Source organism: Streptacidiphilus neutrinimicus (assembly GCF_000787815.1).
Lineage (GTDB): Bacteria > Actinomycetota > Actinomycetes > Streptomycetales > Streptomycetaceae > Streptacidiphilus > Streptacidiphilus neutrinimicus.
Window position 1 is genome coordinate 1 of record NZ_BBPO01000038.1, and the last position, 22,949, is coordinate 22,949.

General features: G+C 72.5%; 18 protein-coding genes and 1 pseudogene. 8 read left to right on the plus strand and 11 right to left on the minus strand.

Features of this window, described 5'->3' with window-relative positions:
• The 6 genes and pseudogenes from TR48_RS43465 to TR48_RS22960 all read left to right on the plus strand — a co-directional run.
• Positions 1-2,617: pseudogene (locus TR48_RS43465) on the plus strand (hypothetical protein); the annotation flags it as partial.
• A 148-nt stretch (positions 2,618-2,765) separates the two neighbouring features.
• A complete protein-coding gene (locus TR48_RS22940) occupies positions 2,766-3,752 on the plus strand; it encodes a type 2 periplasmic-binding domain-containing protein (protein ID WP_042370379.1) in 987 nt (328 codons plus the stop codon).
• A gap of 44 nt (positions 3,753-3,796) precedes the next feature.
• The gene (locus TR48_RS22945) at positions 3,797-5,383 is read left to right on the plus strand and encodes an Ig-like domain-containing protein (protein WP_052442906.1); all 1,587 of its coding nucleotides are present in this window, start codon (positions 3,797-3,799) and stop codon (positions 5,381-5,383) included.
• A gap of 145 nt (positions 5,384-5,528) precedes the next feature.
• Positions 5,529-7,688 (plus strand): hypothetical protein, encoded by a 2,160-nt coding sequence (locus TR48_RS39145; protein WP_052442907.1) that lies wholly within the window; start codon positions 5,529-5,531, stop codon positions 7,686-7,688.
• A 149-nt stretch (positions 7,689-7,837) separates the two neighbouring features.
• Positions 7,838-8,644, plus strand: coding sequence for a sortase domain-containing protein (locus tag TR48_RS22955; protein WP_161789887.1), 807 nt, complete (start codon positions 7,838-7,840; stop codon positions 8,642-8,644).
• A 72-nt stretch (positions 8,645-8,716) separates the two neighbouring features.
• Positions 8,717-9,562: a phosphate ABC transporter ATP-binding protein gene (locus TR48_RS22960; protein ID WP_042370384.1), complete on the plus strand. Its 846-nt coding sequence runs from the start codon at positions 8,717-8,719 to the stop codon at positions 9,560-9,562.
• A gap of 24 nt (positions 9,563-9,586) precedes the next feature.
• On the opposite strand, the gene TR48_RS22965 is transcribed toward TR48_RS22960, so the two are convergent.
• A complete protein-coding gene (locus TR48_RS22965; RefSeq protein WP_042370385.1) occupies positions 9,587-10,042 on the minus strand; it encodes a MarR family winged helix-turn-helix transcriptional regulator in 456 nt (151 codons plus the stop codon).
• A gap of 91 nt (positions 10,043-10,133) precedes the next feature.
• On the opposite strand from TR48_RS22965, the gene TR48_RS22970 reads away from it, so the two are divergent.
• Positions 10,134-10,523 carry a cupin domain-containing protein gene (locus TR48_RS22970; RefSeq protein WP_042370386.1) on the plus strand — a complete coding sequence of 130 codons (390 nt, stop codon included), beginning with the start codon at positions 10,134-10,136 and terminating at the stop codon, positions 10,521-10,523.
• A gap of 20 nt (positions 10,524-10,543) precedes the next feature.
• Here the strand turns inward: TR48_RS22970 and TR48_RS22975 are convergent, their stop codons facing one another.
• From TR48_RS22975 to TR48_RS23020, 10 genes are all read right to left on the minus strand, one after another.
• Complete coding sequence (locus tag TR48_RS22975; protein WP_042370388.1) at positions 10,544-11,125, minus strand: flavodoxin family protein; 582 nt, start codon at positions 11,123-11,125, stop codon at positions 10,544-10,546.
• Positions 11,126-11,153: 28 nt separating this feature from the next.
• Positions 11,154-12,242, minus strand: coding sequence for a hypothetical protein (locus tag TR48_RS22980; RefSeq protein ID WP_236652281.1), 1,089 nt, complete (start codon positions 12,240-12,242; stop codon positions 11,154-11,156).
• 112 nt (positions 12,243-12,354) lie between these two features.
• Entirely contained in the window at positions 12,355-13,464 is a 1,110-nt protein-coding gene (locus TR48_RS22985) for an N-acetylglucosamine kinase (protein WP_236652282.1), read from the minus strand.
• Complete coding sequence (locus tag TR48_RS22990) at positions 13,461-14,729, minus strand: 6-phospho-beta-glucosidase (RefSeq protein WP_042370392.1); 1,269 nt, start codon at positions 14,727-14,729, stop codon at positions 13,461-13,463. The genes TR48_RS22985 and TR48_RS22990 overlap by 4 nt, the downstream gene beginning before the upstream one ends.
• Positions 14,729-15,634 (minus strand): carbohydrate ABC transporter permease, encoded by a 906-nt coding sequence (locus TR48_RS22995; RefSeq protein ID WP_042370394.1) that lies wholly within the window; start codon positions 15,632-15,634, stop codon positions 14,729-14,731. The genes TR48_RS22990 and TR48_RS22995 overlap by 1 nt, the downstream gene beginning before the upstream one ends.
• A gap of 20 nt (positions 15,635-15,654) precedes the next feature.
• The gene (locus TR48_RS23000) at positions 15,655-16,662 is read right to left on the minus strand and encodes a carbohydrate ABC transporter permease (RefSeq protein ID WP_084729672.1); all 1,008 of its coding nucleotides are present in this window, start codon (positions 16,660-16,662) and stop codon (positions 15,655-15,657) included.
• A 103-nt stretch (positions 16,663-16,765) separates the two neighbouring features.
• Positions 16,766-18,118, minus strand: coding sequence for an extracellular solute-binding protein (locus TR48_RS23005; protein WP_042370487.1), 1,353 nt, complete (start codon positions 18,116-18,118; stop codon positions 16,766-16,768).
• A 180-nt stretch (positions 18,119-18,298) separates the two neighbouring features.
• A complete protein-coding gene (locus TR48_RS23010) occupies positions 18,299-19,492 on the minus strand; it encodes an ROK family transcriptional regulator (RefSeq protein WP_042370396.1) in 1,194 nt (397 codons plus the stop codon).
• 192 nt (positions 19,493-19,684) lie between these two features.
• On the minus strand, positions 19,685-20,722 hold the full coding sequence (locus TR48_RS23015) for a membrane protein (protein WP_042370397.1): 1,038 nt from the start codon (positions 20,720-20,722) through the stop codon (positions 19,685-19,687).
• 83 nt (positions 20,723-20,805) lie between these two features.
• Complete coding sequence (locus TR48_RS23020; protein WP_042370398.1) at positions 20,806-21,885, minus strand: mechanosensitive ion channel family protein; 1,080 nt, start codon at positions 21,883-21,885, stop codon at positions 20,806-20,808.
• Positions 21,886-22,160: 275 nt separating this feature from the next.
• On the opposite strand from TR48_RS23020, the gene TR48_RS23025 reads away from it, so the two are divergent.
• Positions 22,161-22,736, plus strand: coding sequence for an HNH endonuclease (locus TR48_RS23025; protein ID WP_042370488.1), 576 nt, complete (start codon positions 22,161-22,163; stop codon positions 22,734-22,736).
• Positions 22,737-22,949: the final 213 nt, after the last annotated feature.

Sequence of the window (22,949 nt, forward strand, 5' to 3'; positions counted from 1 at the left end):
GCGCACCGGCCTGGCCTGCGCGGTGCTGGCCGCGATCGCGGCCGGCGTGGTCACCGCCGCACCGCAGGGAGGGGCCGACCGCACCGCCACCGCGCTGCCGACCAGCGGGCCCTCGGTCCAGGTGGACCCGGTCACCGGCAAGCCGGTACCGGTCGACTCCGCCGCGGGCGGGGCCGGTGCGACGGGCGGTTCGGCCACCGGGAGCACCGGCGGCGCGGGCACCGTCGCCGGGACAGAGCTCACCACCGTCGGCAGCGGCGACCCGCGCGTGCCCGGCACCCCGACGCTGGTGAGCCCGGCCGCCTCCGGCTCGGCCGTCAGCGTGCACGGCACGGGCCCGTTCGCCGGGCTGACGGTGACGGTCCACCAGACGACCAACCTGACCGACCAGGTGGTCAAGGTCGACTGGACCGGCGGCAAGCCCACGCAGCCCAACCCGTCCAGCTTCGCCCAGGACTACCTGGAGCTGATGCAGTGCTGGGGCGACGCCGCCACCGGCCCGGACCGCACCCAGTGCCAGTACGGCGGCCTGCGCGGCGACAGCCGCGGCGGCGCGTACGTCTCCACGCGTCAGCTCAACTACGGCTCGCTCGTCGACCCGCTGGAGACGATCAAGCAGACCCAGCCGAACGTCAACGTCTACACGCCCTTCCACGCCGTCAACGGCGTCGTCGAGACGACCGCGGGCAGCCAGTTCTTCGACGTGGAGTCCACCAACGAGGTGCCCTTCGCGCCGACGAGGTCGGACGGCACCGGCCAGGTCTACTTCGAGACGCAGACCGGCATGGAGGCGCCCGGCCTCGGCTGCGGCCAGACGCCCGACAACGTCAAGGTGCCGCCGAAGGAGGGGCGCGAGTGCTGGCTGGTCGTCGTCCCGCGCGGTGAGCTCGAGGTCGACGGCAAGCCGCCGGTCGGCAACTCCGGCCAGCTGCAGTCCTCCCCGCTGTCCACGAGCAACTGGCGCTACCGGATGGTCGTGCCGCTGCACTTCACCCCGCTCGGCCTCAACTGCCCCATCGGCAGCCACGAACGGCTCACCTACGGCACCGAGATGGCGCAGGAGGCGGTGACCAGCTGGCAGCCGGTGCTGTGCCGGCAGACCACGTCGATCTTCGGCTACACGAAGCTCGACGACGACCTGGCCCGCGCCAAGCTGGTCAACGACGCGGACCCCGGCATGGTCTACGTCGCCGACCCGGTGCCGGGCGACCAGCTTCCCGCCGGACGCACCCCCGTCTACGCTCCGGTGGCCCTGTCCGGCGTCACCGTCGCCTTCGACGTGCAGAGCCAGTCCTACACCAGCGCCCCGGCCGACGTGCGCATGCTCGAGGGCCAGCGCATGCACACGATCAACCTGACGCCGCGGCTGGTGGCCAAGCTGCTCACCCAGTCCTACCGCTACGCCGTCGGCTACGACGCCACCGACGTGGCGAACAACCCGCTGGACCTCACCACCGACCCCGACTTCCTGGCGCTGAACCCGGACTTCAAGCCGCTCGCCTTCCTCTCCCGGATCCCCGACATCCTCGTGCCGCTCGGCCAGTCCGACGCGGCCCGGCACCTGTGGGAGTGGGTCGAGGCCGACCCGGACGCGCGCGACTTCCTGGCCGGCAAGAAGGACCCGTGGGGGATGACGGTCAACCCCAACTACACCGCCGACAAGCTGAGCCTGCCGCGCGACGACTTCCCCAAGAGCGACCCGTACTGCGAGACCTTCCCGAACAGCCCCAACCACCAGCCGCCCCTGTGCACCCTGGACGCCCACCCGTACGCGGTCGGCATGCACGACGCCGCCCGCTCGGCGGCCCGCGGCGACAGGCTGTCGAAGACCATCTGGGACGCCACGGCCACCCCGCCGCAGCTGAAGAAGGGGCCGCCGGAGCCACAGGGGCAGATCGGCATCCTCGCGGTCACCGACACCGCGACCGCCGCCCGCTACGGCCTCGACACCGCCAACCTGAGGAACGGCGCAGGCCAGTTCGTCGCGCCGACCGCGGCCTCCATGCTGGCGGCCCAGGCGGCGATGACGCCCGTGGGATCCACCGGCGTCAGCCTGCTGGCGCCCGACAGCAAGGCCAAGGGCGCGTACCCGCTGACCCTGGTCAGCTACGCCGCCACCGTCCCGTCGCTGCTGACCAAGGACGAGGGCGCCGCCTACGCCTCCCTGCTCCGCTTCGCGGCAGGCTCCGGGCAGACGCCCGGCGTCGAGCCGGGCCAGCTGGTCAACGGCTACGTGCCGCTGCCGCAGACGCTGCGCACCCAGGCGCTGTCCGTCGCCAAGACCGTCGTCGACGACTCCGGGCCGCACGGCGGCGCCTCCGGGGGGACGACGACCGGCGGGGCCGTCGGCGGTCCCGGCACCGCAGGCGGGGGAGGCGACGGCAGCGGGTCGGGGACCTCGGGGACGTCGGGGGGCGGCTCCGGCGGCCAGTCGGGCGCGGGACACGGCACCCCGACGCTCGCGCCCAGCTCCCCGGCCGTGCAGAACGTCGCCCGCACCGCCGCGACACCCGTGGGCGCCACCCAGTACCTGTTCCTGGTCCTGCTGCTCGTCGCCCTGGTGGCGGCCGGGGCCGGACCGCTGCTGGCCCGCTACCTGCGGCGGCCCCGGAGCTGACCGGACGTCGGCTCGGCCCCACGTCCGCGACCGGCGCCGTCTGCGACGGCGCCCGCTCCGACCGCCGCACCGATCACGACCCGCGCTCCGCCCGACGACCGGAACCCTCCGGCCGTCCCTGCACCACCGTCCGAAAGGGATCCGTTCCATGACCGGCAAGTTCAGGCTTCTCGCCGCCGCCGCAGGTGTCGCCCTCCTGGCCGTCGGCGCCGGGACCGCCCACGCCGACCCGGTGGGCGCGCCCACCTACCGTCAGCTCGCCGGTGTCGGTTCCGACACCACGCAGGGCGTCATGAACGCGATGGCGGGCACGATCACCATCAACGGCACCAAGGTGATCGGTTCCTACGACGCGACCGGCTCGGCCACCGTCGCCACCCAGTCCGGCAGCGCCTGCCAGGCCCTCGCCCGCCCGAACGGCTCCGGCGCGGGCCGCACCGCGCTGCTCAACTCGCTGGGCGCGGCCAACGGCTGTCTGCAGTTCTCCCGCTCCTCCAGCCTCAACCTGGCCCCGGCCACGCCCGGCCTGACCTACGTCCCGTTCGCGGTCGACGCGGTCACCTACGCCATCACGCCGACCAGCTCGCTGCCGCGCACGATGACCCTGGCCGACCTGCACGCCATCTACACCTGTGACCCCAACTACGTGGGCACCGGACCGAACTACTCGATCCACCCGCTGCTGCCGCAGGCCGGCTCCGGCACCCGCTCGTTCTGGGAGACCACCGTCGGCATCTCCGACACCGACGTGGTCAACCACGCCTACCCGTGCATCAGCGACACCAAGAACGGCAAGCCGATCGAGGAGCACGACGGCCGCGTCCTGGACGACAACTCCGTCGCGCCGTTCTCCATCGCCCAGTACATCGCCCAGGGCGCCGGCACCCTCGCCGACCTGCGCGGCTCGGCGCTGCTCGGCAGCATCAACGGCACCCCCTCGCTGCTGCTCAACACCGGCTCCGCGGCCACCCGCGAGGTCTACAACGTCATCCCGAGCACCAACGTCGGCACCGCGCCGTGGAGCACGGTCTTCGTCGGCTCCAACTCCCTGATCTGCCAGCAGAGCTCGATCATCAAGACCTACGGCTTCGGCATCGACCCGAACTGCGGCGACACCTCCAAGGTCACGGGCTGACCGCCCCCACCCTCACACGCAGACTGACGAAGGCGAGTACTCCTGTGTCGACCCTCCGCATCTCCCGCCGTGTGGCGCTGGTGACGGCCACCCTGCTGGCCTCCGGCGCGACCACGATGATCGGCGCGACCGCCGCGCACGCCGACACCCAGCTCGGCACGATGACCGCGACCCCGGCCACCGGCGCCGACGACGACGCGATGAGCTTCACCACCTCCGGTGGCTGCACCGGCGGCGGCTCCAACCTGATCATGTCGGTCACCGGCCAGGGCTTCCCGGCCACCGGCACCCAGGTCGTCGGCAACTCCCCGATCTCGACCTACCAGCAGACCGCCGCCGGCGGCTACGTGGTGCCGCTCTCCAACACCATGCGCTACTTCGCCCAGCAGGCCGGCATCACCGCCCTGTCCGGCGAGTACGACTTCACGCTCACCTGCCGCAACGCCTTCGGCGCCACCACCTTCGGTGACTACGTCGGCAAGATCTTCTTCACCAGCCCGACCGCGTACACCTCCAGCACCCAGACGGCCACCACCACGACGCTGGCGGTCACCCCCGCCAACTCGGCCACGGCCGGCAGCGCCGTCACCCTGACCGCGACCGTCTCCCCGGCCGCCGCGGGCACCGTCCAGTTCATGGACGGCACCACGGCGATCGGCAGCCCGGTCGCCGTCGCCAACGGCACCGCGACCCTGACCACCTCCGCGCTCACCCAGGGCGCCCACCAGCTGACCGCCGCGTTCACCTCCTCGGACCCGAACTTCGGCAGCTCCACCTCGACGGCGACCTCCTACACCGTCAGCCCGCCGAGCGCGAAGGCCACCACGACGGCGCTGGCGGTCACCCCCGGCACCTCCTCCCCGGCCGGCACGGCGGTCACGCTGACGGCGACGGTCACCCCGTCGTCCGCGGCGGGCACGATCACCTTCACCGACGGCGGCACCGCGATCGGCAGCCCGGTCGCGGTCAGCAACGGCAGCGCCACGCTCACCACCACCACGCTGCCCCAGGGCGACCACCAGCTCGCGGCCGCCTTCACCCCGACCGACTCCACCGCGTTCGCGGCGTCCACCTCCGCTTCCGTGACCTACACCGTCAGCGCCCCGACCGGCGGCGGCACCGGTGGCGGCACGGGCGGCGGCTCCGCGAGCGGCACCGAGAACATCACCACCACCGTCGCCCCCGGCGCGCTGGTGCTCAGCGTCGCGGGCAGCACCGTCGCCCTGCCGCCGCTGACCCTGAACTCGACCAGCACCCTGTTCGCGACGGCCGGTCCGATCCAGACCGTCACCGTCACCGACACCCGCGCGGGTGCGCCCGGGTGGGCGCTCAGCGGCCAGGTCGCCGACTTCTCCGACGGCGGCGACACCATCAACGGCCAGAACCTCGGCTGGATCCCGCGCCTGGTCAACAAGGTCGACGGGCTCAACGTCACCCTCGGCGGCGCGGTGGCCCCGGCCAACGCCGTCTCCGCGTCCGACTCCGGCGCGCTGGGCCTCAAGTCCTCCCGGACCCTGGCCACCGCCACCGGCCTCGGCACCGCCCAGTTGGGCGCCGACCTGTCCCTGGTCGCGCCCACCTCCACCAAGGCCGGCACCTACACCGCGGTGCTCACGCTCACCGCGATGTGACGACCGTCCGACCGCGCCACCCGACCGTGATGTGACGACCCGTCGTCGCTGACGGCAGTACCGCCGCACCGCGCCTCGCTTCCCCGGGCCGGTGCGGCGGGACCGCCTGCCCAGTCACCCCGTGCCCGTGCAAAGGACTCCTGCCATGACCCGCCCCCCGGCGAGAGCGCGTCGCGCGCTCCTCGCGCTCACGGCGCTGCTCGTGTCCGTGCTGGCCGTGCTCGCGCCGGCGGCGTCCGCCGCCGTGCCCGGCGCGGCTCCCGCCGCGCAGCAGCAGACCTTCGGCATCCAGCCGGCCTCGGCCTCCGGCCCCGACCAGCGCGCGGCGCTCACCTACTCGGCCACCCCGGGGGCGCAGCTCAAGGACCACGTCGCGGTCTACAACTACGGCGACGACCCGCTCACTCTCTCCCTGTACGCGGCGGACGCCTTCAACACCTCCAGCGGCGGCTACGACGTGCTGCCCGCCGCCGGGCACTCCACGGACGTCGGCTCCTGGGTCCACCCGGCCGTCGGCACGGTCACGCTCCCGCCGCGCACGCGGCAGATCATCCCCTTCACCCTCGCGGTCCCCGCGAACGCCGCGCCCGGCGACCACTCCGGCGGCATCGTGCTGGCGCTGCGCCGCCACGGGGTCGACGCCAAGGGCAACGACATCGCCGTCGACCAGCGCGTCGGCACCCGCATCCACCTGCGGGTCCCGGGTGCGCTCCACCCGCAGCTGGTGGTCCAGTCCGTCTCGGTGCGGTACCGCGGCACGCTCAACCCCTTCGGCACCGGCACCACCACGGTCAGCTACACCGTCCGCAACGCGGGCAACGTCCGCCTCAGCGGCCGCCAGGCGGTCCGGGTCCGCAACGCGGTCGGCGCGCTCACCACGGCGAGCGGGCCCGGCGCGCTGACGGAGCTGCTGCCCGGCAACAGCGTCACCTACACGGTGCAGATCCGCGGCGTCTTCCCGACGCTCTGGTCGACCGCCTCCATCACCGTGGACCCGCTGGCCGTGCCAGGCGACACCGACCCGGCGCTCCCGTCCGCCACCAGCGACAACCTCTACGCGACCGTCCCGTGGACCCTCGTCGCCCTGATCCTCCCGCTGCTGGCCCTGGCCGTCAGCCTCTTCCTCCGCCGCCGTCGCCGCCGCAACCGCCCCGGGGGCGCGCCCGGCTCTGGCGGCTGGCCCACCCCCTCCACCCCGTCCGCCCCGGCGGACCCGGCGAGCCCGAGCTCCCCGATCGAGCCGACCTCCCCGATCGAGCCGACCTCCCCGACCGAGCCGACCTCCCCGACCGAGCCGACCGCACCCACGGCCCCCGTCCGAGTCCCGGTCCCCGTCCCCGCAGCCGCGCCGAGCGCACCGGGCGCGACCCCGGCGGAGCCGGCAGTAACTCCCGGGCCCGGTGAGGCCCAGCCCGAGGGTGCTTCCGTTGGTGTCGCCCCGCGGAGCGGGCGTGGTCGTACGGTGGCGCGGGTGGGTGCGGTCGGGATGGCCGTGGCTGCCGTGTGCGCGGCGCTGCTGGGCGGGGCGTCCGTCGCCGTGGCTGACGGGCCGTCCGCCACGCCGAGCGCACTGCCGAGTGCGAGCGCCCGGGCCACCGCCGACAACGCACCGGGGACGCTCTTCTTCGACTACGCCTCGGGCCACGACGACGACCCCATCGACCTCGCGACCTCCGGCCGCTGTCCCGCGCAGGGGAGCTGGCTGAGCGCCGGCATCAGCGGGCCCGGCTTCCCGGCCGGCGGGGCCTCCGCGCTCGGCCTCTCCGCCGCGTCGATCTACCCGGCCGCGTCCACCGGCGGGTACGTCGTCCCGCTCGACCAGACCCTGCGCAGCATCGCGCGCCAGAACGGGGTCAGCGCGCTGCACGGCGCCTACCGGGTGGACGTCTACTGCCGCGGCCGCTTCCAGCCCGCCCACCTGCGCGACTTCGTCGGCACGCTGACCTTCGCCACGCCCGGTTCCTGGACGGCTGACCACTCCACCCCGGTGGCCATGCCCGAGAGCACCGAGCCGGCCATGACCGCGAAGCCGCTGCCCGCGCCGACCGCCGCGACCGGACAGGGCGGCGGCCCGTCGCTGCTCTCCGTGCCGGCGATGGTCGCGGGCGCGCTGCTCCTCGTCAGCCTCGGCTTCTCCGCGCTGCGCCGCCGCCGCGCCGCGGCCCCCGTCGAACGGAAGGCCAAGCAGGTGCGAAACAGCGCCACCCCGGAGCCCGAGCCCGCGCCCGGGTCCGACCAGGCGCCCGACGACGTGGACGCGCAGGCCGAGCAGCCCGCCGCCGAGGCGAAGGCGGGGCGGCGATGACCCTCACCGCCAGTCCACCGCCGCTGCCTCCCGCCTCCGCGTCGGCCCCACCGCCGGTTCCGCCGGCCCCGCCAGTGCCGCCGGCGGGATCCGCCCGGCCTCGTCGCGGCCTGGACGTCGCAGGGGCCTACGGCGCCACCCTGATGATCATGTCCGCGCTGATCTTCGGGTTGCTGCTCGACGTCGGACCCATCGGCGACATCCGCCACGCGCGCGACCGCGAGACCGGCTACGCCGCTCTGCGGCTCGCGCTGGCCCAGGGCACCGCGCCGGTCGGCCAGCTCGACCAGAACGGCAAGCTGCTGGCGCTCGGCACGCCCGTCGCCCTGCTCACCGTCCCCGAACTCGGGATGCGCGAGGTCGTGCGCGAGGGCACCACCTCCGGGGTGCTGGAACTCGGCCCCGGCCACCGGCGCGACACCGCGCTGCCCGGTCAGGCCGGGACCAGCGTGCTGATGGCCCGTGAGTCGGGCTTCGGCGGCCCCTTCGGCCAGCTCGACCAGCTCCGGCCCGACGAGACCTTCTCCCTGACGACCGGTCAGGGCGTGCAGACCTACCGGGTGCTCGACGTGCGCCGCGCGGGCGACCCCGTGCCGCCGCCGCCGGCGACCGGCAAGGGACGGCTGGTCCTGGTGACGGCGAGTGGCCCGGCCTTCGCGCCGAACGGCGTGCTGCAGGTCGACGCGGATCTGATCAGCAAGGTGCGCGACGCGCCCGCGCGTCCTCTGACGGCGCAGCAACTGGACCCGGCGGAGCTGCCGATGCACGGCGACGCCTCCGCCTGGGTGCCGCTCGTGCTCTGGGGCGAGGGGCTGCTGCTCGCCGCGGTGGGGGCCACCCTGGCCCGCATCCGCTGGGGCCGCTGGCAGGCGTGGGCGGTCGGCGTGCCGGTCCTCGCCGCGCTCGGGCTGTGCGTGGCCGACCAGGTCGCGCGGCTGCTGCCCAACCTCATCTGAGCCAGGGCCCGAGCCGAGCCCGAGGCCCACGTCCATGACGCGAGCAAGCGTGAGCAAGAGAGGTACCACCCGATGACTGCCCCCGCGCAACCGGAGCAGACGCTGGCCCTGCCGGCGCAGCGCCCGCCGCTCCCCGGCGCCCGCCCGGGCGCCCTGGAGGCCCGTGAGATCTCGGCCTGGTTCGGCGACCACCAGGTCCTGGACCGGGTCTCCCTCGCCATGCCCGCCGGCCGGGTCACCGCCCTGATCGGTCCCTCGGGCTGCGGCAAGTCCACGTTCCTGCGGATCCTCAACCGCATGCACGAGCTGATCGCCGAGGCCACCCTGGCCGGCGAGGTCCTGCTGGACGGCGGGGACATCTACGGCGCCGACCGCCGCCTGACCGAGGCACGGCGCTCGATCGGCATGGTCTTCCAGAAGCCCAACCCGTTCCCGGCGATGTCCATCTACGACAACGTGGTGGCGGGCCTGAAGCTCACCGGCATCCGCGCGAGCCGCACCGAGCGGGACCGCCTGGTCGAGGAGTGCCTGACCAAGGCGGGTCTGTGGACGGAGGTGCGGGACCGCCTCAGGCAGCCGGGCGGCGCGCTCTCCGGCGGGCAGCAGCAGCGCCTGTGCATCGCCCGCTCGCTGGCAGTCCGGCCGCAGGTGCTGCTGATGGACGAGCCCTGCTCGGCGCTGGACCCCTCCTCGACGCGCCGCATCGAGGAGACCATCCGCGAGCTGGTCCACGAGGTGACGATCGTGATCGTCACGCACAACATGCAGCAGGCCGCGCGCGTCTCGGACCAGTGCGCGTTCTTCCTCGCCAGCCAGGGCGTCCCGGGCGGCATCGTGGAACACGGCGACACCCAGGCGATGTTCGCCAGCCCGCGCGACCCCCGCACCGCGGACTACGTCAACGGCCGCTTCGGCTGAGGCGGCCGCAGCTCACCGGGCGGCTCACCAGGCGGGACGGATCGGTCCCTTGGGGCCGAGCGCGGCCAGGTCGCGCACGAGCGCGGCGAAGCGCTCCTCGCCCAGCAGGCGCCGGTAGGGCGCGACCGCCTCGACGGCGGCGGCGTCCGCGGCGCGCGTGCAGGCCCAGCCGCGCTCGGTGAGGCGCAGCAGCCGTGCCCGGGCGTCGGTGGGGTGCGTCGTGCGTTCGACGTATCCCTTGCGCACGAGCTCGTCCACGAGCTGCGCGGCGGCCTGTTTGGTCACCCCGAGGTGCTCCGCGAGCTCCCCGGTGGTGGCCCCGCCATAGGAGATCCGCGCGAACGCGAAGCCGTGCGCGGGCCGGAGGTCGTCGAACCCGGCTGCGACGACGCGGTCGTGGATGCCCTGCACGAGCTCTCCGGCGAGGGCGAGGACGAGCGCGGAGAAGGCGAGGGGTTCCGGGGCTGCTGGAGCGGACATGGGTTGACCCTACCCCAAAGGACAAGTAGCTTGTCGATATAGACAAGTTGCTTGTCCATTCCTGGAACGTCTCCGGAAAGGTCGCCCCACCATGCCCGCCATCCGCAGCGACGAGGCCACGGTCCACGAGCTCCACGGTGTCCGCTTCGCCTCCTATGCCCGTCCCGCCACCGGCAGCCGCGAACTCGCCGCCTGGCGCGGTGAGATCCCCGCCCGCACCCCCGGTCAGGCCCACACCATCACCCGCGAGGAGATCCTGCACGTCCTCGAGGGAGCCCTGCGCTTCACCCTCGACGGGGAGATCCACGACCTCGGCGTCGGCGACGTCCTGGTGGCCAACGCGGGCAGCACCCTCCGCGTCGACAACCTCTCCGACGCACGGGCCTGCATCTGGACCACGACCTCCGTCGGCCTGGAGGCCGTCATGGCCGACGGCACCCGGATTCGCCCCCCGTGGGCCAACGGCCCTGCGGCCTCGTAGGGCTCGACATCCGCCGGGGCTCAGCTCTCGTAGGGGAAGCGCGCCAACGGGGCCTCGCTCGCGAAGAAGGTCTTCGCGCGCGCCAACGCCCGCTCGTCCTCCAGCACCTGGCCCGGGCGCGAGCCGTTGCCCAGCAGCACGCCGCCGAAGCGCATGCCCATGTAGGCCGCGGTGTGGTTGAGCGTCAGCTCCAGCGGGAGGGCGACCTCCTCCTCGGTGTGGGCCATCGCCGTGACGCCCCAGAGGGTGCGGCCGGACATCTTCGCCCGGAACTGCGGGTCCGGCGTGCGCAGCCACTTGGACCAGTAGTCCAGATACCGCTTCGCGTACGCGGACAGCGAGTACCAGTACAGCGGCGAGGCGATCACGATGTCCGTCGCGCCCAATGTCGCCTCGTACAGAAGCGCCTCGTGGTCCTGCCCAGGCCAGGACTCGTTCGCGTGGCGGGTGTCCTGGTAGTCCGGCAGCGGGTACGCGGAGAGGTCCAGCCAGCGCTGCTCCGTCCCGGGCGGCAACTGCTCCGCCGCGGCGCGGGCGAGGAGCTCGGTGTTGCCGTCCGGGCGAGCGCTGGCCAGCAGGAAGAGGAAGGATCGTGTCGTCACGCAGGCGGCAACCGCCGCCGGAACGGGCCTATTCCGCCCGGGCGTACGAGCTGCGCTGTGCCGCGAGCGCACGGCCGCGGTCGAACTCCGCGACCGGGTCGTCGGCGTCCGTCCAGGGGTAGGCGCCGCACCAGCGTCCGAGCAACTGGAACTGCTCCAGCGCCGCGTCGTACTGCTCGGCCCGCAGGAGGTAGTGCGCCAGGAGGTGGCGCAGCGCGGGCAGCTGGTCGTCGTCCGCGGGCAGCGCGAGCAGGCAGACGCGGACGCGCTCGAGCAGGTCCACGGCACGCGGTCCGGAGGGGAGCGCGGTCCTGCGGGACTCCAGCTCGTGGAGGGCGCGCAGGTAGATGCCCGCCAGCGGGTGGCCCTCGGGGGCCTCCGCGAGCGCGGCCTCGGCGAACTGCATCATCGCCTGGTCGGAGCCGTGCCACTTGGCGCACCAGTACTGCAGCGCCTGCCAGTGACCGTCCACGTGGAGCGGGGCACGGGCCTTGAGGCCCGCCCACAGCGGCTCGAACTGCTCATGGGAGTACCGGAGTCCACGCGCGGCCGTGATCATCACGACCCAGGGTCCGGGATCCCGCGGCGCCAGTTCCGCGGCCGCGCGGGCGGCCTCCATCGAGGCCGGCAGCATCTCCTTGAACTTCGCCATCCGCTCCGGCGGGACCTCGCGGGCGTAGCCGCCGCCGCGGACCTTCCACGCGTTGTGCAGCAGCAGGCTCGCGTGGAGCGTGGCGGCGTCGGCGTTGTCCGGCTGATCGGCGCGCCACTTGGCGAGCCAGGCCTCGTCCTGGCCCGCGACGTACTGCAGCAGTTCCAGGCGCGACCAGCGCTCGTCCCAGTCCTGGCCGGCCTCGGCGACGTACGCGGCGGCGGGGTGGAAGTCGCCGGCCCAGGCCGCGTCGGCGATGCCCTGCTTCCGCGCGACCAGCGCTGGGGACGGCTCGGGCGCGGCCCGGCTCGCGTCCAGCTCCGAGCGGAGCACCAGGCCGAACTCCTCAGGCCGGAAGGTCTCGACGAGCTTGAGGTTGCGGCGACCGCGCAGCGCCGCAACGAGCGGGCGCCGTAGCGACACGAGTACGGCGACAGCGCCGAGGAAGAGAAGGAATTCGAACACGGCCGGGATCATCCACGGTCCGGTGCACCGCTGTCCAGGACTTTCCCGTCCGCCCGCACGGCCTGCCCGTCCCGGCGGTGCGGTGGACGGGCAGCCCGCACGGGGGAGCTGACTACCCCTCGGCGCGTGCGGCGAAGGCCGCGCGGACGGCGGCCTGGGCCGCCGGGCCGCCGCCGAGGCTCGCGGAGGCGAGGTGGTCCAGGCCCAGCAGCGCCGCGCCGACGACCGGGGGTGTGGTGACCACCCGCGGCCGGGCCAGTGGCGCGGACCGCGCGAGGCGGGTCAGCACCGCCTCCATCAGCAGGGGCTGGCGCGCGGCCAGGACCCCGCCGCCGAGAACCACGTCGGCCGGGACGTCGATCAGGTCGAGGCGACGCAGGGCCACCGTCGCCAGGGCGACGATCTCCTCGGCCTGGCGCTGCACCAGTTGGACGGCCGTCGGGTCGCCCGCCTCCGCGCAGCGGAACAGCACCGGGACCAGCTCGTGCAGCCGGCCCTCCGCCACCCCGCCGAGGTGGACCGCCTCGGCGACCGCGCTCGCGGTCGGCAGGCCGAAGTGCTCGGCGACCGCCGAGGCCAGCGCGGTGGGCTCGCCCCGGCCGTCCTCGGCGCGGGTCGAGCTCCACATCACCTCCAGGGCGATGCCCCCGCCGCCGCCCCAGTCGCCGGTGATCTGGCCGAGCGCCGGGAACCGCGCCGTGCGGCCGTCCGGCAGCAGGCCGACGCAGTTGATGCCCGCGCCGCAGACCACCGCGACCCCGCGCGGCGCGTCCGTGCCGGCGCGCAGCAGCGCGAAGGTGTCGTTGGCGACGACCGTGGTGCGCGACCAGCCGCGCGCCGCGATCTCCTGCTGCAACTCCCGCTCCTCGACCGGGAGATCCGCGTTGGCCAGGCACGCGGAGACGTGCGTGACCAACGGCCCCCGGCCGCCGCCGACGTCCAGCCCGGCCTCGGCGGCGGCCGCGGCCACCAGCGCGGCCAGACCGTCGACCGCGCCCTCGGTCCCGCTCGCGTAGGGGCGGAAGCCGCCGCCGCGCGCGGTGCCGAGGACGGTTCCGTCCGCGGTCACCAGCGCCACGTCGGTCTTGCTGTTCCCGGCGTCGATCGCGAGCACGCCCGGGACACGTTCGGTGCCCACCGCGCCCACGGTCCCCGCGCCGATCGGGTTCCCGACCTCGTCGTCCTCGGACTCGTTCGGCAGGCCAGTCATCAAGGTCGTCACGCCCACGCCAGGTGCTCGCGGTTGTGCGCGATCAGACGGTCCGTCAACTGTTCAGCCAGGTCCAGCTGTCCGACCAGGGGGTGGGCGAGCAGGGCCTGGAAGACCCGGTCCCGGCCGCCGCGCAGCGCGGCGTCCAGGGCCAGTTGCTCGTAGCCGGTGACGTGTGCGATCAGGCCCGCGTACAGCGGCTCGACGGGCGGGACCGGCAGCGGGCGCGCGCCCGTGGCGTCGACCAGCGCCGGCACCTCGATGACCGCGTCGTCCGGCAGGAACGGCAGCGTGCCGTCGTTGCGGACGTTGACCACCTGCTCGGACGGTTCCCCGCGCTGCGTGCCCAGCAGCGACGCGACCAGCTGCACCGCCGCCTCGCTGTAGAACGCGCCGCCGCGCTGCGCCAGCAACTCCGGCTTCTCGTCCAGCCCCGGGTCCGCGTACATCGTCAGCAGTTCCTTCTCGATCGCGGCCACCTTGGAGGCGCGCGAACCCTGCTGCTTCAACTCCGCGACGACGTTGTCGTGCTCGTAGAAGTAGCGCAGGTAGTAGGACGGGACCACGCCCAACTGCCGTACCAGCGACAGCGGCAGTTCCAGGTCCGCGGCGATGGCCTCGCCGTGGCCGTCGATCAGCTCCGGCAGCACGTCCTTGCCGTCGAGTCTGACGCCGCGCTCCCAGGTGAGGTGGTTCAGGCCCACGTGGTCGAGCTGGATCCGCTCCGGCTCGACGCCGAGCAGACCCGCGAACTTGCGCTGGAAGCCGATCGCCACGTTGCAGAGGCCGACGGCCTTGTGGCCTGCCGACACCAGTGCGCGGGTGACGATGCCGACGGGGTTGGTGAAGTCCACGATCCAGGCGTGCGGGTTGGCCCGGCGCACCCGCTCGGCGATGTCGAGGACGACCGGGACGGTGCGCAGCGCCTTGGCCAACCCGCCCGCGCCGGTGGTCTCCTGTCCGACGCAGCCGCACTCCAGCGGCCACGTCTCGTCCTGGTCGCGGGCCGCCTGGCCGCCCACGCGCAGCTGCAGCAGCACCGCGTCGGCGCCCTGCACGGACGCGTCGAGGTCGGTGGAGGTGGTGATCGTGCCCGGGTGGCCCTGCTTGGCGAAGATCCGCCGGGCCAGGCCGCCGACCAGCTCCAGCCGCTCCGCGGCCGGGTCGACCAGCACCAACTCGCCGATGGGCAAGGTGTCTCTGAGTCTGGCGAAGCCGTCGATCAGCTCCGGCGTGTACGTCGAGCCGCCTCCGACGACGACCAGCTTGAGGCTCATCAGCCCTTGACTCCTGTCAGTGTCACGCCCTCGATGAAGGCCTTCTGGGCGAAGAAGAACACGATGATCACGGGGGCCATCACCAACAGGGTGGCCGCCATGGTCAGGTTCCAGTCCGTGTGGTGCGCGCTGTGGAAGGTCTGCAGACCGTAGGAGACCGTCCAGGCGTCGGGGTTCTGCGCGAGGTAGATCTGCGGGCCGAAGAAGTCGTTCCAGCAGTAGAAGAACTGGAACAGGGCCACCGCCGAGACCGCAGGCTTGATCATCGGCAGCACCACCCGGCGCAGCGTGGTGAACTCGCCGCAGCCGTCGACCTTCGCCGCGTCCAGGTACTCCTTGGGGATGGTGAGCAGGAACTGGCGCAGCAGGAAGATGGAGAACGCGTCGCCGAAGGCCATCGGGATGACCAGTGGCCAGATGGTCCCGGTCAGGTGCAGCTGGTTCGTCCACAGCAGGTACATCGGCACGATGATCACCTGCGGCGGCAGCATCATCATCGAGATGACCGCCATCATCGCCGCCCGGCGGCCGGGGAAGCGGAACTTGGCCAGCGCGTAGGCGGCGGGGATGGAGGAGAGCACCGTCAGCACGGTGCCGAGCACCGAGTACTCGATGCTGTTCTTCCACCAGTCGGTGAAGCCCGGCACCTTGAACACGTTGACGTAGTTGCTCCAGACCCAGTGCTGCGGCCACAGGTTGGCGCTGAGCGACTGGTCGTCGCTCATCAGCGAGGTGAGGAAGAGGAAGACGAACGGCAGCAGGAAGAACAGCGCCGCGGCGATGCCGAGCGAGTGCACGGCGATCCAGTTGAGGCGCCTCTGTCGCACCGCGCGACGGTGCGCGGCGGTCCGGGGCGCGGGCGCGGAGGTGCTCGGCGCCGAGTCCAAGGTCAGGGTTTCGCTCATGGTTTCCCGGTCCTTCCGGCCTAGTCGTCGCCCATGAGGCCGGCACGCCGGCGCATCAGCAGGGAGGTGAAGGCCATCGCGAGCACGAACAGCACCAGCGAGACCACGCAGGCCGCCCCGATGTCGTCGTTGCTCTGGAAGCCCAGGTTGTAGACGAGCTGGGGCACGGTCCAGGTGGATCCGCCCGGATAGCCGGGGAAGTAGTTCTGGCCGGAGCCGGAGAGCGTCCCGGAGGCGACCTGCCCGGCGACCATCGCCTGCGTGTAGTACTGCAGCGTCTGGATCACGCCGGTGACCACGGCGAACATGATGATCGGCATGATGTTCGGCAGCGTCACGTAGCGGAACCGCTGGAACGGGCCGGCGCCGTCGAGGGAGGCTGCCTCGTACTGCTCGGTGGGCACGTCCAGCAGGGCGGCCATGAAGATGACCATCAGGTCGCCGATGCCCCACAGCGCCAGCAGCACCAGCGAGGGCTTGGACCAGTTGGGGTCGTTGAACCAGCCGGGCTGTGGCAGGCCGAGCTTGCCGAGCAGGTGGTTGACCGGGCCCGTGCCGGGGTTGAGCAGGAAGGCGAAGCCGATGGTCGCCGCGACCGGCGGAGCCAGGTAGGGCAGGTAGAAGGCGGTGCGGAAGAAGCCGGCGCCCGTCTTGATCTTCGTGATCAGGGTGCCGATGCCGAGCCCGAAGATCACGCGCAGTGTGACCATCACGACGACCAGCCACAGCGTGTTGCGCATGGCGGTCCAGAAGTACGGGTTCTCGGTGAGGATGTAGGTCCAGTTCTTCGTGCCCACGAAGCTCGGCGGGTTGTAGCCGTCGTAGTGCATGAAGGAGAAGTAGACGGTGGAGATCAGCGGGTAGGCGAAGAAGACCGCGAAGCCGATCAGCCAGGGCGAGAGGAAGGCCAGGGCCACCCGCAGCTCGCGACGGTGCTTGCGCCTGAGCGCGGGAGCGACCGGCGGCTTGCCTGCGCGGGCCCTGGACGGGGTGGGGGACGGGCCGGTCTCGGCCGTCGTGCTGCTCATGGACGTTCACCACCGGGGCGAGGCGAAGGGGAGGAGAAGGGGGACCGGGCCGGCCGGGCCAGGGCGTTGGAGATCCCGGCCGACCCGGAGCTCAGCTGCGGGCTCAGTTCGTCGCAGCCTGGGCGAGGGAGTTGTCGACGTCCGTGTCCGCCTTCTTCAGGCCCGCCATGACGTCCGTCTGCTTGCCCGACTGGAGGTCCAGGCCGAGGTTCTGCAGGATCGTCACGTAGCCGTCACCGTCCGGCGTGGCCGGCTGGGTGACCGAGTTCGGGTTCGCGGCCACGTTCAGGAAGGTCTGGAACGTGCTCGGCAGCTTCAAGTCGGGCGACTTGAGCGCGGCGATGGTGCTCGGCACGTTGTCGATCGCGTTGGCGAAGGTCACCAGGGCGGTGGTGTTCGTGGTCATGTACTTCACGAACTCCCAGGCCGCGGCCTGCTTCTGGCTGTTGCGGTTGATGCCGATGACGGTCCCGGTCTGGAAGCCCCGGCCGTAGGAGGCCGCCTGGCTGTCCGGCACCGGGAACGGGGCGGTGGCCCAGTTGAAGCTCACCTTGTCCTGCTGCAGGTTGGCGACGCGCCACTCGCCGTCGAGCTGCATGGCGACCTTGCCCTTGTCGAAGGCGTTGGCCGCGAACTCGTCGCCGTAGCCGGTGCGCAGCTTCTCCAGGTGCGTGTAGCCGCCGAGCTTGCCGACCAGGTCCTTCTGCCAGGCGAACAGGGCCGGCCAGGCCGGGTCCGCCGCCAGGTTCGACTTGCCGTCGGAGGTGAAGTAGGTCGGGTTGTACTGGCCGCCGACGTAGCCGGTGTTCTGCTCGTAGTAGTCCCACAGCGGCATGTAACCGAGCTGCTGCGAGCCGTCGCCCTTGGTCAGCTTGACCGCGTCGGCGGCCAGCTCGGAGTAGGTCTTCGGCGGCGAGGAGATGCCGGCGGCCTTGAACATGTCGACGTTGTAGTAGAGCCCGTACGCGTCGCCCAGCAGCGGGAGCGAGCACTGGTCGCCCTTGTACTGGGTGTAGTTGAGCATCGCCGGGGAGAAGGTGGTCTTCGGGTCGATCCCGTCCTTCTCCATCAGCGGGTTGAGGTCGACCCACGCGCCCGTGGCGCAGAACTTGCCGACGTCGGTGGTGGAGAAGTCGGAGACCACGTCGGGCGCGTTGGCGCCGGTGGCGCGCATGCCCTGGGTGATGGTGTCGGCGGAGACCGCCTTGACCGCGTTGATCTTGATGTTCGGGTGCAGCTTCTCGAAGCCCGCGATGTTGGCGTTGATGGCGGCGAGCTCGTTGGGCTGGCTCCAGCCGTGCCAGAAGGTGATGGTCACCGGCTTGTCGGTGGAGCCGGTGCTGCCCTGGGCGCCCGAGTTGGGCTGACCGGTGCACGCGGCGGCGGTCAGTGCGAGCGACGCGGCGACAGCGAGGGCGGCGGCGGTACGACGGCCTCTGCGGGCGGGCTGAGCGATCGACACGGGATCTCCAGTGGGGTCGGACCAGGCGGGTCGGAGGGCGCTTTTGAGTGCACTGAGCTACGGGCGCGGCAGGTGCGGGGCCGGGTCCGTGGTCTCCGGGGGGTGATGCGGCAGTGCGGTGGAACGGCCGTGCGGTGGTGCGTGCGTGGTGCCGGTCGGTTCGAAGCGGTGGGCTCAGTGGGTGGAGAAGACCTGCTCCCTCGCCGTGGCCAGCGCCGTCTGCAGCGCGCCCACGACCACGGGCGGGCCGGAGAGCTCGGTCAGCAGCAGCCGGGGTCGGGGAATGGCCAGCCCGCTCAGCTCCTCCTGGACCAGCGCGCGCAGCCGCTCCCCGCCTGCCCGCGGGACCTGGCCGCTGAGCACGACCAGCTCCGGGTCCACGACGGCGACCAGGGCGGCGAGCCCCGTGGCCATCCGCTCGGCCAGGGTGCGCAGGAAGCCCTCCGCATCGCGGGCGACGGCCTCCGCCACGGCGGCCTGCGCGCTCTCGGCGGGCAGGCCGTGCTCGGCGGCCAGGGCCAGCACTGCCGGGGCGCCTGCCAGCTCCTGGAAGCCGCCGGAGTTCTCGGTCTCCAGGTCCACGTTCTTGATCAGCGGCGCGCCCGGCATCGGCATGTAGCCGATCTCGCCCGCGCCGCCAGTGTGGCCGCGGTGCATCCGGCCGCCCAGGACCAGGGCGGCGCCGATGCCCGCCTCGAACCAGAGCAGCACGAAGTCCTGCACGCCCCGCGCCAACCCGACCCGCTGCTCGGCGACGGCGGCCAGGTTGACGTCGTTCTCCAGCGCGACCGGCACGCCCAGCGCCTCGGTCAGCTCGGCCACCAGGTGGGCCGACTCCCAGCCGAGCAGGTGCGGCGCGTAGCGGAGCAGGCCGGTCGCCGGGTCCAGCGCGCCCGGCGTGCCGATCACGACCTGCCGCAGCCGGTCGCGGGGCAGGCCGGCCGCCTCGGTCGCGGTGTCCAGCGCCTGGGTCACCTGCGCCAGCGCCTCGCCCGGGTCGCCCTCGGGCAGCGGCAGCCGGTGCTCGGTGACGACGCGGCCGGTGATGTCCGCGATGGCGACCCGGATCCGCTCGGGCGCGACGTCCAGCCCGGCCACGTAGGCCGCGCGCGGGTTGATCTCGTACAGCTGCGCCCCGGGGCCCGGCCGACCGGCCGTGGTGCCGACGGGGACGACCAGCCCGGCCGACTCCAGCCGCGCCAGCAGCTGCGAGGCGGTCGGCTTGGAGAGCCCGGTCAGCTGGCCGAGCTGCGTGCGGGAGAGGGGCCCCTGTTCCAGCAGCAGTTCGAGGGCGGCCCGATCGTTGATCGCACGCAGCAGGCGGGGAGTGCCGGGCTGCTGCGAGGGGTTGCCGGTGCCGGTGGACATGGCGTTGAATCACCCTCCTCGTAGGTGCCCAGCACCCTAACGGGTGCGCTGATCGTGAACTATTAGGAAACTTTCCTGTTGGTCGCCAGGAACGTACGGCGGCCGGCGAGGGGATGTCAATGCCCCGGGAACGCCTCTGTCTCCTTGGAGACCGAAGCGTTACCCGGGGCAACGGGTTTCGGGGGTCTGCGGTCAGGCCGCGACGGTGGCCTCCTCGCGTTCCTCGGCGGCGTCGGCCTCGGACTCCATGGCGAGCAGCGGAAGCGGACGGCGCTTGTGCTCGAAGACCGCCGTGAGGGCGAGCGCGGCGGCGCCGACCGCGGCCCAGGCCGCCAGGATCCACACGTCGGTGGCGAACCCGGCCCTGCCGTCGAAGTAGACCAGGCTGCGCCCGCCCTCGACGAAGCCCGAGCCGATCCAGAACGAGTGCAGCGAGGCGAAGAAGCCGTTCTGCAGGTCGGGACGGAAGACGCCGCCGGAGGAGGTGAAGTTCAGCATCACGAAGAGCAGCATCGTGCCGAGCGTGGTCCAGCGGCCCAGGAAGCGGTGCAGCGCGGTGCCGATCGCCACGACGGCGAAGGAGTAGACCCAGGCGAGGCCGAACACTCCGAGCAGGTCGTGGTGCACGAAGTGGAAGACCGGCCCCGCGAGCGCGGCGCCGATCGCCGCCACCGTGAACGACACGCCGAGGCACAGCGCCGCCCGCGTCCGCATCCGCAGCGCCTCGCCGGCGCCGCCGATGACGGCGACGCTGCCGTAGGAGCCGATGCTGATCGCGACGAGCAGGAAGAACAGCGCCTGGTTGGTCGGGTCCTGGGGCGGCATGGGTGTCAGGTTGTCCACGGCGAGCGGCTCGTGCTGGAGGCCCGCGACCTGCGTGAAGATCTTCTGCGCCACCTCGACGTCGGTGGCGGAGTTGGCCGTGGCGACCATCAGCGAGGGCGCCGTCGCGCTCGGCGTGTAGGCGGCCACCAGGGTCCGGTCCATGATCTGCGCCCGCGCGGCGTCGGCGCTGGGCAGCGTGGTGACGTCGAGCGCGTCGCCCGCTTTGTCCTTGAGTGTCTGCGCCAGCACGTCGGCCTGCGGTCCGCTGCCGACCACGGCGACCTTCATGTGGTGCGGCGACGGTGCGTGGAACGCGCTCTCGTACGCGAGGCCCATGCCGATGCACATGAGCAGCGGGAGCAGCAGGTGCGTGAGCACCCGGCGGAGTACGGCGCGTTCGGACATCTCATCCCATCCAAAGGTTGGTAAATACAACTGAAGCTCTAAGTTGTACTTTACAACGGAACTGGGGAGAGTGCTAGTTACAACTACTTCTGGTTCGGGTCGTCCAGGCCCGGGATCGGGGCCGTCGCGCGCGACTGCGCGCTGTTGGGGTCGCCGAGGGCGGAGGGGGTCCCGAAGTCCACGGCCGGTCCGGTCCGCTGTGTCGGCACCGCGTCGGCCGGCTGCGGGACGACGCCCAGGCGGATGTCCGCGGCCTCCAGCGCCTCCTTGATCCGGCGGCGCAGCTCGCGGCCCACGGCCAGGGACTTGCCGGGCATCACCTTCGCCTGGACGTGGATGATCATCGCGTCCGCCGCGAGCGAGTCGACGCCGAGGACCTTGACCGGCTCCCACAGCTGCTCGGCCCAGTCCTCCTCCTGCCCCATGGTCTCCGTCGCGGCCAGGATGATCTTCTCGACGTGCTCCAGGTCCTCCTGGTAGCCGAGCGGGACTTCGACGTTCGCCGTGGCCCAGCCCTGGCTCAGGTTGGCGATCCGCTTGACCTCGCCGTTGCGGATGTACCAGATCTCACCGTTCGCGCCGCGCAGCTTGGTGACGCGCAGGCCGACCTCCAGCACGGTGCCGGTCGCGACGCCGGTGTCGATCAGGTCGCCGACGCCGTACTGGTCCTCGATGATCATGAAGACGCCGGAGAGGAAGTCCGTCACCAGGTTGCGCGCGCCGAAGCCGATCGCGACGCCGGCGACGCCCGCGCTGGCCAGCAACGGGGCCAGGTTGATGCCGAGCACCGGCAGGATCGTGATCGCCGCTGTGCCGAGGATCACGAAGGACGCGACGCTGCGCAGCACCGAGCCCATGGCCTGCGACCGCTGCCGACGCCGCTCCGCGTTGGCGAGCAGGCCGCTCAGCAGCGCGCTGTGGGCGGCGTTGTGGTGGCTCTGCACCATCCGCTCGACCAGCTTGTCGATCAGCCGGACCACCACCGCGCGCACGACGAGCGCGACGACCGCGATGAACAGGATCCGCAGGCCGTCTTCGACCCAGTTCGCCCAGTGCGAGCTCACATAGCTGACAGCCTGGTTGGCCTGCTGCAACGTGGCGTGGACGCTGGTCGTCCCGGCGGCCGGGCTTGCTGCGGGGGTCGGGGTTGCATGGCTGGACATCGCCCCAGCGTACCGAGACCGAGGGAACGGCCCGCACCACGCGCCACCCGCGAAAACAACCGCGCTGACCGTGCGTTACCGGGCTTGACCTGCGGTGACTGTGGGCATAGTGCCGGTGTGGGCTTCCGGTGTGGGGGAGCACACACCCGGACGGATCTCCGGTCTTGCTGGCGCCCCGGCACCTTCGGCGGCGACACTGTCAGGAGATCGCCCACGCCTGGGTGATCGGTCGTCCCGGCGCGAGCCACGCGCCGTCGGCGGAAAGGGAGGCCCTCGTGCCGCATGTTCTGGTCCTGAACGCGTCCTACGAGCCGCTCGGCGTCGTCTCACTACGACGCGCCCTGGTGCTTGTCCTCGACAAGAAGGCTGTGAGCCTGGAGGACACCGGGGTACTCATGCACAGCGCGACCACTGTCATATCCGTTCCATCCGTCGTCCGGCTCACCCGGTTCGTGCGGATCCCCTTTCGCGGGCCCGTCCCGCTCACCCGTCGCGCGCTCTTCGCCCGCGACGGTGGGCGCTGCGTGTACTGCGGTAGCGTCGCAACCAGCGTCGACCACGTGGTGCCGCGCAGCAGGGGCGGCCAGCACGCGTGGGACAACGTGGTGGCCGCCTGCCGCCGTTGCAACCACGTGAAGGCGGACCGCCACCTGGCCGATCTCGGCTGGCGCATGAAGCGCCAACCGGCGCCCCCGACGGGCCTCGCCTGGCGCATCATCGGCACGGGCCACCGCGACCCGCGGTGGCGCCCCTACCTCGAGCCCTACGGCACGGCGGAGGAGCTGGCGCACCTCGCGCCATTCCGTCATGCGGACGGGCCCCCACAGGCCCCGGCCGAGCTCACCGCGTAGTGCGCGGACCGCTCGCCGGGGCCTTTGCTTTGGGCGAGCACGTTCCGGAGGTGGTGCAACCGCGCGCCGGGGAGGAGCCGCAAAGTCAGCAAAGCCCCGCGCCCCCGGACGGTGCAACCGCGCCGCTGCGGGCCCCTACGGCGTGGCGGTCGGGGACGGGGTGTCCGTCGGGGACGGGGTGGGGGCCTGGGTCGGTGGGGGTGTGGTCGCGCT